General features: G+C 71.2%; 8 protein-coding genes. 5 read left to right on the forward strand and 3 right to left on the reverse strand.

Features of this window, described 5'->3' with window-relative positions:
• Positions 1-122: 122 nt before the first annotated feature.
• Entirely contained in the window at positions 123-1,877 is a 1,755-nt protein-coding gene (locus AB0O09_RS29465; RefSeq protein ID WP_363546640.1) for an NAD+ synthase, read from the reverse strand.
• A gap of 211 nt (positions 1,878-2,088) precedes the next feature.
• Here AB0O09_RS29465 and glnA point away from each other — a divergent pair, with 211 nt between their 5' ends.
• The 3 genes from glnA (at position 2,089) to AB0O09_RS29480 (ending at position 6,227) form a co-directional block, all read left to right on the forward strand.
• Positions 2,089-3,450, forward strand: a complete 1,362-nt coding sequence (gene glnA / locus AB0O09_RS29470) for a type I glutamate--ammonia ligase (RefSeq protein WP_363546643.1) — start codon at positions 2,089-2,091, stop codon at positions 3,448-3,450.
• 170 nt (positions 3,451-3,620) lie between these two features.
• Complete coding sequence (locus AB0O09_RS29475; protein ID WP_363546646.1) at positions 3,621-5,315, forward strand: DUF262 domain-containing protein; 1,695 nt, start codon at positions 3,621-3,623, stop codon at positions 5,313-5,315.
• Between the two features lie 624 nt (positions 5,316-5,939).
• On the forward strand, positions 5,940-6,227 hold the full coding sequence (locus AB0O09_RS29480) for a hypothetical protein (protein WP_363546649.1): 288 nt from the start codon (positions 5,940-5,942) through the stop codon (positions 6,225-6,227).
• 39 nt (positions 6,228-6,266) lie between these two features.
• On the opposite strand, the gene AB0O09_RS29485 is transcribed toward AB0O09_RS29480, so the two are convergent.
• Positions 6,267-7,070, reverse strand: coding sequence for a beta-glucanase (locus AB0O09_RS29485; RefSeq protein ID WP_363546651.1), 804 nt, complete (start codon positions 7,068-7,070; stop codon positions 6,267-6,269).
• A gap of 379 nt (positions 7,071-7,449) precedes the next feature.
• Between AB0O09_RS29485 and AB0O09_RS29490 the strand changes: the two genes are divergently transcribed.
• Together AB0O09_RS29490 and AB0O09_RS29495 are read left to right on the forward strand one after the other, a co-directional pair.
• Positions 7,450-8,658: a glycosyltransferase family 2 protein gene (locus AB0O09_RS29490; protein ID WP_363546654.1), complete on the forward strand. Its 1,209-nt coding sequence runs from the start codon at positions 7,450-7,452 to the stop codon at positions 8,656-8,658.
• Positions 8,659-8,832: 174 nt separating this feature from the next.
• Entirely contained in the window at positions 8,833-11,856 is a 3,024-nt protein-coding gene (locus tag AB0O09_RS29495; protein WP_363546657.1) for a bifunctional [glutamine synthetase] adenylyltransferase/[glutamine synthetase]-adenylyl-L-tyrosine phosphorylase, read from the forward strand.
• Positions 11,857-11,895: 39 nt separating this feature from the next.
• Here AB0O09_RS29495 and AB0O09_RS29500 read toward each other — a convergent pair whose 3' ends face one another.
• The gene (locus AB0O09_RS29500) at positions 11,896-12,861 is read right to left on the reverse strand and encodes a phosphatase PAP2 family protein (RefSeq protein ID WP_363546659.1); all 966 of its coding nucleotides are present in this window, start codon (positions 12,859-12,861) and stop codon (positions 11,896-11,898) included.
• Between the last annotated feature and the right edge of the window lie 405 nt (positions 12,862-13,266).

Here is a 13,266-nt window from a genome sequence, read left to right on the forward strand (position 1 = left end):
ACACATGGCGGCGATCTTCGCGGACACCTTGACCGCAAAGATCACCACCAGCGGATCACGCCACGCAGTTGATCAATTACCCAACACTTTCTGAGCGGGCCCGCCGGACGGGGGTCGCGGGGTCAGCCGCGGCGCCAGCGGTTGGTGATCGGCAGACGGCGGTCCCGGCCGAAGCCCTTGGCCGAGATCTTCGGGCCCGGCGGGTACTGCCGGCGCTTGTACTCGGCGGTGTCGACCAGCCGGACCACCCGGTCCACCACCTCGGGCGGGAAGCCCTTGGCCACGATCGCGTCCCGGCCGAGGTCGCCCTCGACGTACAGGTCGAGCACGGTGTCCAGCAGGTCGTAGTCGGGCAGCGAGTCGGTGTCGACCTGGTCCGGCCGCAGCTCCGCGGACGGCGGCTTGCTGATGGTGTTCTCCGGGATCGGCGGCACCTCGCCGCGCGCCTCGGCCGCCTCGTTGCGCCACTTCGCCAGCCGGAAGATCAGCGACTTGTAGACGTCCTTGATGGGCCCGTACGCGCCCACCGAGTCGCCGTACAGCGTCGAGTAGCCGACCGCCAGCTCGCTCTTGTTGCCCGGCGCGAGGACGATGTGGCCCTCCTGGTTGGAGACCGCCATCAGCAGGGTGCCGCGCAGCCGGGACTGCAGGTTCTCCTCGGCCAGGCCGGTCAGCCCCAGCGAGCCCATGTAGGCGTCGAACATCGGGGCGATCGGCACGGTCCGGAAGTTGAGGCCGGTGCGGCGGGCCAGCTCGGCCGCGTCGTCCTTGGAGTGCTCCGAGGAGTACCGGCTCGGCATCGAGACGCAGTGCACGTTCTCCGCGCCGACCGCGTCCACCGCGATCGCGGCGACCAGCGCCGAGTCGATGCCGCCGGACAGGCCGATCAGCACCGACTTGAAGCCGTTCTTGCGCACGTACGCCCGGGTGCCCTCGACCAGCGCGGCGTAGATCTCCGCCTCGTCGTCCAGCCGCGGCGCGACCTCCGCGGCGACCGGCTCGGCCGGGGCCGGCAGCGGCTCGCCGCCGAGGTCCACCCGCACCAGGTGCAGCCCGTCCGTGAGGATCAGGCCGTCGGTGTGCTCGGCGGAGGCGGCCGGCAGCTCCAGGTCGGTGAGCAGCAGCCGCTCCTCGAACTGCGGGGCCCGGGCGAGCACCGCGCCGTCCTTCGAGACCACCACCGAGTCGCCGTCGAAGACCAGCTCGTCCTGGCCGCCGACCATGTTCAGGTAGGCGAGGGTGCAACCCGCCTCGGCGGCCCGCCGCTGCACCAGGTCGAGGCGGACGTCGTCCTTGTTGCGCTCGTACGGGGAGCCGTTGACCACCAGCAGCAGGCCGGCCCCGACCTCGCCGGCGGCGGTGGCGCGGCCGCCGTCCTGCCAGATGTCCTCGCAGATCGCCAGCGCGACGTCCACCCCGTGCAGGGTCAGCACCACCAGCTGGTCGCCCGGGACGAAGTAGCGGTACTCGTCGAAGACGCCGTAGTTGGGCAGGTAGTGCTTGGCGAAGCGGGTGACCACCTCGCCGCGGTGCAGCACCGCGGCGCAGTTCTGCGGGGAGCCGGCCGGGCGGTGCAGGCGCGGCGAGTCGTGGTCGGAACGGCCCAGGTAGCCGACCACCACCGGCACCTCGCCCAGGCCCTCGTCCCGCAGCCGGGCGGCGAGCTCCACCAGGCCGGTGCGCGAGGCCTCCACGAAGGAGCCGCGCAGGGCGAGGTCCTCGACCGGGTACCCGGTCAGGGCCATCTCGGGGAAGGCGACCAGCTGGGCGCCCGCGTCGGCGGCCTGCCGGGTCCAGCGCACCACCTCGTCGCTGTTGCGGGCGATGTCGCCGACCCAGGGGTCGTTCTGGCACAGGGCGAGACGCAGATTCGGCATGGCCCCGAGTGTAATCGTCTAACTGACGTTATGTCGCGGGGGGTACCCCCGGGGCCCGCCGTCCATCCTTCGGTCGACGGCCACCCAGGGGTGGACGGCGGGCGATGATCCGCCATGATGGGATCGGTCGCGGGACCATGCGCCGCTCCGGCAGGCGCCCGCCGCCGCCGGGCGTAACACGGACGTAAAGAGCAGAGGTGAGACTGTCCCCATGGGCAAGCAGCAGGAGTTCGTGCTTCGCACGCTCGAGGAGCGTGACATCCGTTTTGTCCGGCTGTGGTTCACCGACGTCCTCGGGTTCCTGAAGTCGGTCGCAGTCGCGCCCGCCGAGCTGGAGCAGGCCTTCGAGGAGGGCATCGGCTTCGACGGCTCGGCGATCGAGGGCTTCGCCCGCGTCTACGAGTCCGACATGATCGCCAAGCCGGACCCGACCACCTTCCAGATACTGCCGTGGCGCTCCGAGACCCCGGGCACCGCGCGCATGTTCTGCGACATCCTCATGCCGGACGGCTCCCCGTCGTTCGCCGACCCGCGGTACGTGCTCAAGCGCACCCTGGAGAAGGCCTCCGCACAGGGCTTCACCTTCTACACCCACCCCGAGATCGAGTTCTTCCTCCTGAAGAACCTCCCCGGCGACGGCACCGCGCCGATCCCGGCCGACCAGTCCGGCTACTTCGACCACACCCCGCGCGGCGTCGGCCACGACTTCCGCCGACAGGCCATCACCATGCTGGAGTCGATGGGCATCTCGGTGGAGTTCTCCCACCACGAGGGTGCCCCCGGCCAGCAGGAGATCGACCTCCGGTACGCGGACGCGCTCTCCACCGCCGACAACATCATGACCTTCCGCCTGGTCATGAAGGAGGTCGCGCTGGAGCAGGGCGTGCACGCCAGCTTCATGCCCAAGCCGTTCTCCGACCACCCCGGCTCCGGCATGCACACCCACGTCTCCCTCTTCGAGGGCGACCGCAACGCCTTCCACGAGTCCGGCGCCGAGTACCAGCTCTCCAAGGTCGGCCGCTCCTTCATCGCCGGCCTGCTCAAGCACGCCGCCGAGACCGCCGCAGTCACCAACCAGTGGGTCAACTCCTACAAGCGCATCTGGGGCGGCTCGCAGCGCACCGCGGGCGCCGGCGGCGAGGCCCCCTCGTACATCTGCTGGGGCCACAACAACCGCTCCGCGCTGATCCGCGTCCCGATGTACAAGCCCGGCAAGCAGGGCTCCACCCGCGTCGAGGTCCGCTCCCTCGACACCGGCTGCAACCCCTACCTCGCCTACGCCGTCACCCTCGCCGCCGGCCTCAAGGGCATCGAGGAGGGCTACGAACTCCCGGCCGGCGCCGACGACGACGTGTGGGCCCTCTCCGACGGGGAGCGCCGTGCGCTGGGCATCCAGCCCATGCCGCAGAACCTCGGCGAGGCCATCGACCTCATGCAGCGCAGCGAACTGGTCGCCGAGACCCTGGGCGAGCACGTCTTCGACTTCTTCCTGCGCAACAAGCGCCAGGAGTGGGAGGAGTACCGCTCCGAGGTCACCCCGTTCGAGCTGCGGAAGAACCTCCAGGTGCTGTAGGCACCTGCACAGTGGAGCTTCCGAGGACCGTAGAGGTTCCGTGCGGACGGATCGTCATCGTCCGCACGGGGCCTTCGGGCTGGCCCGAGCCTTGCCGGGCTGCACTCCCGATCCGTACCTAATTGGCAATTTGCGAGCGACCAATGGCGCGCACGTGGCAGACTGTCCGCATGGCAGAACTGGACTCGCAGCCGAAATCAATCCAGTCCATCTACGCATGGTACAGCGAAAACAAGCTCTGGGTGAATCGGCGCTACCAGCGTAAATTGGTGTGGACGCTGGAGGAGAAGCAGAAGCTCATCGAGTCGGTGCTGAAGCGATATCCTATCCCGGCTATCTTGCTGGCAGAGCGAGAGACCGGCGACTACGAGGTCATTGACGGTTTGCAGCGGCTCCACACGCTCGTCTCGTTCGTGGAGACGGCATTCACGACCATCGACAACCGCTATTTCGATGTTGACCAGTTCGTCACTGCCAAGACGCGGTCCGTCGAGGAGAATGCGTTTTCTGTGGCCCCTGGCGCCACTATTACCGCGCGGGAGGTCGGCACCTTCCTCGACTACTCGATTGCCGTGTCGGTGATGAGGGGTGCGACCGATGAGGAGATCGACGACGTCTTCTCGAGGATCAATACCTACGGCCACCGTCTCAGCGATCAGGAGCGTAGGCAGGCCGGGGTTAGGGACGACTTCTCCACCCTGGTGCGAGAGCTTTCCTGCGAAGTGAGGGGTGATGCTTCCAGCGACATCCTCGGCCTCGACAAGATGCCCTCGATCAGTATCGACCTTCCGAAGACGCGCCACGGGTACGAAGTGGAGGCCGACACGGTCTTCTGGGTTGAGCAGGGAGTTCTGAGATCCACGGACCTTCGGGACTCGATGGACGAGCAGTGCGTAGCCGACATTGCGGCCTCGATCATCGGGGGAGAGCTGATCGAGCGGGCCAAGGCTGCGCTCGACGCTATTTACCAGAACGGCACAGCCGAAAATTCTCGCATCACGAAGGCGATGGACAGCTACGGCGGTGATCGATTCTCTGCCGAGTTCAAATTCTGCCTCGACGAAATCCGGGCTGTCTGTGCTGCGAGCGGTGACAGGAAGCTGCGGTCGATCATCTTCTCGAAGACCAACACGAACCCGTTCCCTGCGGTCTTCGCCGTTCTTTACGTGGCGTTCCATGAATTGCTGATCGGCGAGAACAAGAAGATTGCCGACTATGCGGGCATGAAGGTGGCGATCACTGATCTCGACAAGAGGATCGAGACGAGTCGGGCCTCGACGAGCCCCACAGAGCGCCGTCGGAACGTCGACACGATCAAGGGCCTCATCCGCCCGCACGTGGTCGACAGTGACCCCCGCGACATCTACGGTGAGCACACTGCGGTAGACGTCGACAACATCATCAGGCGTTCGGAGATCGAAGCTCCGCACTATGAGCTCAAGCAGGGGCTCCTCCGCCTGGACGTCACTCGCACCCTCGACCCCGCCGTCCCGGACAAGGTGCTAAAGACGATCTGCGCGATCGCAAACAACGGCAAGGGGCGAGCCGGGACGATCCTCATTGGTGTGGCTGACAAGGAAGCCGACATGAAGCGCATTCGTGTCCTGGATGGCATCGAGCCACGGAAAGTGGGGCAGCGATACGTCGTGGGTGTGGGCCGTGAGGCATCAGCACTCGGCCAGACCTCCGAGCAGTACTTTGCCCGCTGGAAGGATGCTATTCGCTCGTCCGAGTTGACGCAGGGGCTCAAGGATTCGGTTCTCTCGGGCCTGGCGTATTCGGATTACTACGGCCTCGGCGTCATCGTGATCAGGGTGCCCGAGCAGAAGGAAGTCTCCTTGCTGGGCGGCAAGATCTATGTTTGAGAGGGAGACGACACGGTCGAGGTCAACGACCTCTCGAGGACGCTGGAGATCGGGAAGCGCTTCGCCTGATCCCGCCGTCCGGCACACTTTCCCGTCTGAATCGCGGATCGCGGGCCCCGTGGCACTCCGCGGTTCGAGCGGATTCTTGCGTCCGGCGCTATGCGCAGACCGATCAGGCGGGACTTGGCCGGCTCGCCCCGGGGCCGTAACGGGCGGCTCCGCGTGCACGAGCTGGTGATCAGTCAGGTACGCGCTCCGTCGCTACTCGCCGCGCCACCGGCGGACCGTCCCTAGGGATCGGCCCTCAGCGCGCGGCCCTTCCTGGTCAGGCGGAACATGGCCGCCAGCTGCGACGAGCAATCCGGGTCCACCTTCCGGCGTCGATATGATCATCGCTGGTTCGAACGGGCTCGGGGGCGGGGAATGCGCGTGCGGGGACTGGCGTGGGCGGCCGTGGCGGCTGCCGGGCTGGTGGCGGTGACGGTGACGGGGTGCGGGGCGGACGGGGAGGTCGCGGCGGACGCCGGCCGGCCGGCCCCCGTTCCGGTGGGGCCCTCGTGTGCGCCGTCGGTCGCGCCGGGGGCTTCGGAGGAGCCGGCTGCCGAGACGGCGCCCGGTGCGGTGGTGGAGGACGCCCCGGAGGAGGTCCGCTGCCTGCCGGGGGTGGCGCACGGGACGGTGCTGGTGCAGCCCTCGCCGTCCGGGCTGCCCCGCCGTTCGCTGATGGTGAGCGCGGTGGCGGGCGCCGACCACGCGCAGGCCTCGGAACTCTGCCGCAGGCTCACCGCGCTGGGCTACGGCCCGGGCGGCCGGCACGGGATGGAGCTGCTGAGCGTCGCCGGGGGAGGATCCGCCGGGACGTACCTGTCGAGCGCCGGGACGTCCGGGCGCGACTGCCTCCAGGTGGCCTGAGCCGGCGTCGGTCGGCACGCGGCGGTCGGTGCGCGGCGGTCAGGGTGCGTCGGGCAGGCCGACCGGTGCCGGCCGCTGGATCATCACCAGGTCGGACTCCAGGGTGGCGTGGGTGCTGCCCGGCGGCCGGGAGTGGAAGGCGCCGTCGCTGACCGACAGGTTGAGGATCGGGTAGGCGGCGAAGTCGGGGCCGACACCGGTGCGGTCGGCGAAGGCGGCGGTGAGGCGGTTGCGGTCGGTGCCGATGTACCAGGTGGTGTTGTCGGCGCCGAACCTGGCACCGATGTAGATCCACTTCCCGGCACCGACGTAGGGCGCGGTGAAGACGGTGTCGCCGCTGCGGACGTGGTTGACGAACTCGATGTTCTCCGGCCGGTCGGCGTGCCATTCGAAGACGTCGACCTCGTTGTGCCCGTCGCGCCAGGTCCACAGCGCGGGCCAGGTGCCGGTGTCGGCCTGCGGCAGGCGTATGTGGGCGAGCAGGAAGTCCCCGGTGCGGACCTGGACGCCGTTGCCGCCGGAGCCGCAGGAGTCGCCGGTGGTGAGCAGCCCGGTGTTCCAGGCGCCTTCCGGCCGCGGGGTGGCGGTGATGACGAGGTGGCCGGACGCGGTGGAGAGCGCGGCGGTGGTGAGCCGGTCGAGCTTCCAGGCGTTCGGGTTGTCGCTGCTGTCGGTGCACCGGGAGTAGGCGGCGGTCTGCCAGCCCCAGGTGCGCCCCGGGCCGACGTCCAGGGTGGCGAAGGTGTCCATGAACACGATGCGGCCCGGTGCGGGGACGGCTCGGTGGGCGCCGCCCGGGACCGCGGCGAGCGCGGCCGCCAGCAGCAGGTGGAGCGGGTGCATGTCCCTCCTCGACCGGCGGCCGTCCCGCTGACGGCGGGGCTCCGGTGGTTTCACGATGCGCGGTCGGCCCGGCGGATGCCCGTATCCAGAGCTGACCGGATGAATTGACGGAGAGTCGCGACGGCCGCGCTGTGTGATGAGCTGACAGCAGACGGCTGCGTGGTACATCTGACTCATTCACCGGACCGCACCATCTCCCCGGTCGGCCGGAACCGTCGGACGGACCCCGTCCGCGGGCGGAACAAAAGGAGGCAGAGGGAATGTACGGACTCGCCCATACCGGTGTCGCCTCGCTCGCCATGCTGGCCATCGGGGGTGCGACCACCGCGGTCGGCGCGGCAGTGAAGTGGTTCGCACGCCGGTGACGCATTCGGTCACCGTGCTGATTCCGGCACACAACGAGGCGGATTTCATCGCGACCGCGGTGGAATCCGCCTTTTCTCAGAGCGTGCCGCCGCAGAAAGTCCTCGTCATTGCGGATTCGTGCACGGACGGGACGGCGCGGATCGCCGCGGAATGCGGCGCCGAGGTCATCGAGGTCGGCTTCGCGAGCAAGCCCCGCTCGCTCAACCACGCCCTGGAGCGGGTCACCACCAGCCATGTCGCGCTGCTGGACGCCGACGGCTACTTCGCCTCCCGGCAGGTCTTCGAGACCTGCCTGCGGGTGATGGACGAGCACGGCTACGGCGGCGTCTGCCTGTCGGTCACCCCGCACAGCAGCACCGGGCTCTTCCAGCGCTCCCGGGCCGTCGAGTGGGCCTCGGCGCACCGGATCTCCCGGATCGTCGAGACCTGGCACGGCTGGGTCGCGGTGCTCTCCGGCTCGGCCGGCCTGTACCGGGTGGACGACCTGCGCGCGGTCGGTGGCTGGTCCACCGACAGCCTCTGCGAGGACGTCGAACTCGCCCTCAAGATGAACCGCCACGGACGCCCGGCGGGCTTCGTCCGCGGCGAGTTCGTCGCCGTCCGCGACCCCCGCGGCTGGCGCGAGTACTGGGCCCAGACCCACCGCTGGGCCTCCGGCTGGGCCCAGGCCATCGACAAGCACAAGGGCCTGTTCTTCCGCAGCTGGGGCTTCACCAAGGTCTTCGGCGCCATGATGGTCGACAGCGCCCTGCTGGCCGCGGGCTACGTCTCGCTGCTCTACCACCTGGCCACCGGGTTCACCGAGTTCGACGCGGTGCGCTGGTTCGGCTCGTGGTTCCTGGTCATGGCGGCGGTCACCCTCACCACCGCGAGCCTCCAGCTCGGCGTGCGGCGGGCGCTCGCCTGCTACCCCGCCTACCTGCTGGTCGGCACGCTGGGCACCGCCTTCGCGCTCTGGGTGATGTTCCGCGAATGGGTGCTGGGCCGGCACCTGGTCTCCTGGACGGGCCGCCAGCGCCGTCGAACCGTCGTCACCCCGATCTCCGACCGCCGGCGCCGGGCCCTCGGCCTGCTCGGCTCCGGCGCCGGCTGGGGCACCGCCCTGCTCGGGGCCGTCCGCGGCGACACCGGCCTGGCCGCCGCCGGGATCGCGCTGGCCGTCGCGGTGCCGTTCGCCGCCCTCCCGTGGCGCCGGATCCGGCGGACGCTGCTGCTCGCCTAGCAGTTGTCGTCGAACGGCGCTCGGGTGGCCGATCCAGGTGCCCCCACGCGCCCCTGGAGGCATCCGTACGTCTTTGAGGACAGCTCCTACGGGCCGGACGGGCCACGGCACACCGCGGCCCGTAGGCTCGTAGACACGCACCCGTCGGACGGGCCGCGAACACCGGGAGGGGCGATGTCGGTGGATGAACGGACCGGCGGCCGGACCAGCCGCCTGGAGGTCCGGCTGGTCAGGCGCGGCTTCGAGGACCCGGACGCCGCCGTGGCGCGCCTGGCCGAACCGGCGCTCACCGGCCTCGCCGACGACTCCGTGCTGCTGGACTCGCTCGGCTCCACCGCCGACCCCGACCTCGCCCTGCTCGGCCTCGCCCGTCTGCTGGAGGCCCTCGACGAGCCCGAGCGGCACACCCTGCGCGACACCCTCACCACCGCCAAGCCGCTGCGCGACCGCCTGCTCGCCGTGCTCGGCGCCTCCGCCGCCCTCGGCGACCACCTGGCCCGCCACCCGGAGGACTGGCACGCGCTGGTCAGCTTCGAGCAGCACGACATCCACCCGGGCGCCGCCGAGTTCCGCCGCGCCCTCGCCGAGCGCGTCTGGGCCGCCGACCCGCCGCGCCGCCCCGACGTGCTGCGCACCGCCTACCGCCGCTGCCTGCTCGCCATCGCCGCCCGCGACCTCACGGGCACCACCGACCTGCCGCAGGCCTCCGCCGAACTCGCCGACCTCGCCGGCGCCACCCTGCAGACCGCCCTGGACATCGCCTCCGCCGAGGACCCGGACGCCGCGGCGGCCTGCCGGCTGGCCGTGATCGGCATGGGCAAGTGCGGCGGCGGCGAACTCAACTACGTCTCCGACGTGGACGTGGTCTTCGTCGCCGAGGCGGCCGAGGACACCGAGGAGCACCGGGCGATGCAGGCCGCCACCCGGCTCGCCGCCCGGCTGATGCGGATCTGCTCCGACACCACCGGCGAGGGCGTCATCTGGCCGGTCGACGCCAACCTCCGCCCGGAGGGCCGCAACGGCCCGCTGGTGCGCACCCTCGCCAGCCACCTCGCCTACTACCAGCGCTGGGCCAAGACCTGGGAGTTCCAGGCGCTGCTCAAGGCCCGCCCGGTGGCCGGCGACGAGGAGCTCGGCGCCGCCTACACCGAGGCCATCGCCCCGCTGGTGTGGCAGGCCGCCGCCCGGGAGAACTTCGTCGCCGACGTCCAGCAGATGCGCCGCCGGGTCGTCGACGCGATCCCCGCCACCGAACTCGACCGGCAGCTCAAGCTGGGCCCCGGCGGCCTGCGTGACGTCGAGTTCGCCGTCCAGCTGCTCCAGCTGGTGCACGGCCGCACCGACCCCTCGCTGCGCAGCGGCAACACCCTGCGGGCGCTGCAGGCGCTCAGCGACGGCGGCTACGTCGGCCGCGCCGACGCCGCCTCGCTCGACACCGCCTACCGCTTCCTGCGCGCGCTGGAGCACCGCATCCAGCTGCACCGGCTGCGCCGCACCCACCTGATGCCGACCGGCCAGGCCGACCAGCGCCGGCTGGCCCGCTCGCTCGCCGTCCTGATCAACGACGACACCCGGGCGGACCCGGTCGCCGCCCTGCAGCGCGAGTGGAAGCGGCACGCCGTCGAGGTCCGCCGCCTGCACGAGCGGCTGTTCTACCGGCCGCTGCTGGACGCCGTCGCCGAGCTGCCGGCCGGTGCGGCCGGTCTGCGCGCGGACGCCGCCAAGGCCCGGCTGGAGGCGCTCGGCTACGCCGACCCCGCGGCCGCGCTGCGCCACCTGTCCTCCCTCGCCTCCGGCGTCAGCCGCAAGGCCGCCATCCAGCGCACCCTGCTGCCCGTCCTGCTCGGCTGGTTCGCCGACTCCGCCGACCCGGACGCCGGACTGCTCAACTTCCGGCAGGTCTCCGACGCGCTCGGCCGCACCCCCTGGTACCTGCGGCTGCTGCGCGACGAGGGCGCCGCCGCGGAGCAGCTCGCCCGGGTGCTGTCGGCCGGCCGCCTCGCCCCGGACCTGCTGCTGCGCGCCCCCGAGGCGGTCGCCATGCTCGGCGACCCGCAGGGCCTGGTGCCGCGCGGCCGGGCCGCGCTGGAGCAGGAGATCCTCGCCGCGGTGGGCCGGGCCGGGGACGCCGCCGCCGGGGTGGCCGCGGCCCGCGCCGTCCGCCGCCGCGAACTGTTCCGCACCTCCGCCGCCGACGTGCTCGGCCGCCTCGGCGACGACCCCGCGGAAGCCCTCGACACCGCGGCCGAGGCCCTGACCGCCCTCAACGCGGCCACCCTGCAGGGCGCGCTGCGGGCCTGCACCGCCGGCTGGGAGGCCCGCAACGGCGAGCTGCCGACCAGGATCGCGGTGATCGCGATGGGCCGCTTCGGCGGCCACGAGCTGGGCTACGGCTCCGACGCGGACGTCCTGCTCGTCCACGAGCCGGTGCTGGAGGCCCTCGACGAGGACGCCGCCCGGGCGGCGCACGCCGTCTGCAACGAGCTGCGCACCCTGCTCGCCGCCCCCTCCACCGAGCCGCCGCTGCTGGTCGACGCCGACCTGCGCCCCGAGGGCCGCAACGGCCCGCTGGTGCGCACCCTCGCCTCGTACGCCGCCTACTACCGGCGGTGGTCGCACGTGTGGGAGAGCCAGGCGCTGCTGCGGGCCGAGCCGGTGGCCGGCGACGCCGAGCTGGGGGCGCGGTTCCGGGCGCTGATCGACCCGCTGCGCTACCCGGGCGGCGGGGTGCCGGAGCGCGACCTGGTGGAGATCCGGCGGATCAAGGCCAGGATCGAGTCCGAGCGGCTGCCGCGCGGCGCCGACCCGACCACCCACACCAAGATCGGCCGGGGCGGCCTCGCCGACGTCGAGTGGGTGGTGCAGCTCTTCCAGCTCCAGCACGGCCACGAGCTGCCGGGGCTGCGCACCACCCGGACGCGGGCGGCGCTGGCGGAGGCGGCGCGGGCCGGGCTGGTCTCGCACGAGGACGCCCTGGTGCTGGACGCCGCCTGGGTGCTGGCCTCCCGGGTGCGCAGCGCGGTGATGCTGGTGCGCGGCCGGGCCGGGGACAGCTTTCCCGGCGACGCCCGGGAGCTGTCCGGCGTCGCCCGCTACCTGGGCTACGGGGCCGGGCACTCCGGGGAGCTGGTGGACGACTACCGGCGCACCACCCGGCGGGCCCGTGCGGTGGTGGAGCGGCTGTTCTACGGTCCGTGACGGTCGCGCGCCGGGGCCGGGGGAGTGCGGCCGGGGCGGTCAGTTGCGGCCGGCGCCGACCGGGGTCGTCCAGTGGACCGGCACGGTGACCGGCTGCGGGCGCGGCCCGCCCGGGACCCTGGGCAGCTGGTACGCCCAGACGTGGTAGAGCAGCCGGGCGGCCAGGAAGCCGACCGCGAGGCAGAGCACGCCGCCGACGGCGTCCATCCAGAAGTGGTTGGCGGTCGAGACGATCACGACCAGGGTGGCCGCCGGATAGATCAGGCCGAGCACCCGCACCCAGGTGCGGCGGGCCAGGAAGAAGATCGTCAGACCGCACCAGAGCGACCAGCCGATGTGCATCGAGGGCATCGCCGCGTACTGGTTGGAGACGTGCGCCGCCGGGCCGGAGGCCATCGACCCCCAGGTGTGGTGGGCGGCGACGGTGTCGATGAAGTTGCCGCCGGTCATCAGGCGGGGCGGTGCCAGGGGGAAGCAGTAGAAGCCGACCAGCGCGATGCCGGTGGTGACGAAGAGGACCGTCCGGGTGGCCGCGTAGCGGCCGGGATGCCTGCGGTACAGCCAGACCAGCACCCCGATCGTGACGACGAAGTGCAGGGTCGCGTAGTAGTAGTTCATACCGACGATCAACCACTCGGCCCGGTCGACGGTGTGGTTGACCGCCCGCTCTATGCCCACGCCGAGGGTGCGCTCGAAGCGCCACACCCAGTCGGCGTGCTTCTGGGCGATCGCGGCCTGCTCGGGGACGGCGTTGCGCACCAGCGAGTACAGCCAGTAGCTGATGCCGATCAGCGCCAGCTCGAACCAGAGCCGGGGCCGGGCGGGGGAGCGGCGCTGGGTGCGGACCCGGGCGCGGAGCGCGGCGGAGCGCGTACGGGCGGCGCTGGTGGCTCCGTCCGGCAGCGAGGTCCTGGGATGAACGCCCTCGCCCGGGACGGAACCGCCGGTGGGCGCCGCACCGGCGCGGTCGGCGTCGGCTGCGTGGATCTCGGTCGGTTCCCCCATGGACGAGAAGTCTGCCAGACGTCCCGTGGCCGTCCGCTCATCCTCTGGTCGGGGATTCTTCACCGGCTGTCCCCCTGCGGATGGAGGGGGAGTGGGCCTGGGGGGACGCATGCAATCCATTGTTGCGTGTGCGCATCAGGGGGGTCGACCCGGGGCCCCGGGGCGGTGGGGTTCACGGGGGGAGCCCGCCGGGTGCTGTCAGGCACCGGACCGGGTCGTCCGGACCCGGCGGGCGGCAATCCCCGTGAAACGCGCCCGGCATCCGGCGGTACTACCCGGGCACACGTACGACTCTGCGGCCTTCGCAACGGTTCGGTCAAGAGGTTGATTGCAACATTTTCAGCATCTTGCTGAAACATCTTGCAGCGCGCTAGCGTCCACGCCACCTCAACTCAATGACGAACG

Source organism: Kitasatospora sp. NPDC093679 (assembly GCF_040683455.1).
Lineage (GTDB): Bacteria > Actinomycetota > Actinomycetes > Streptomycetales > Streptomycetaceae > Kitasatospora > Kitasatospora arboriphila.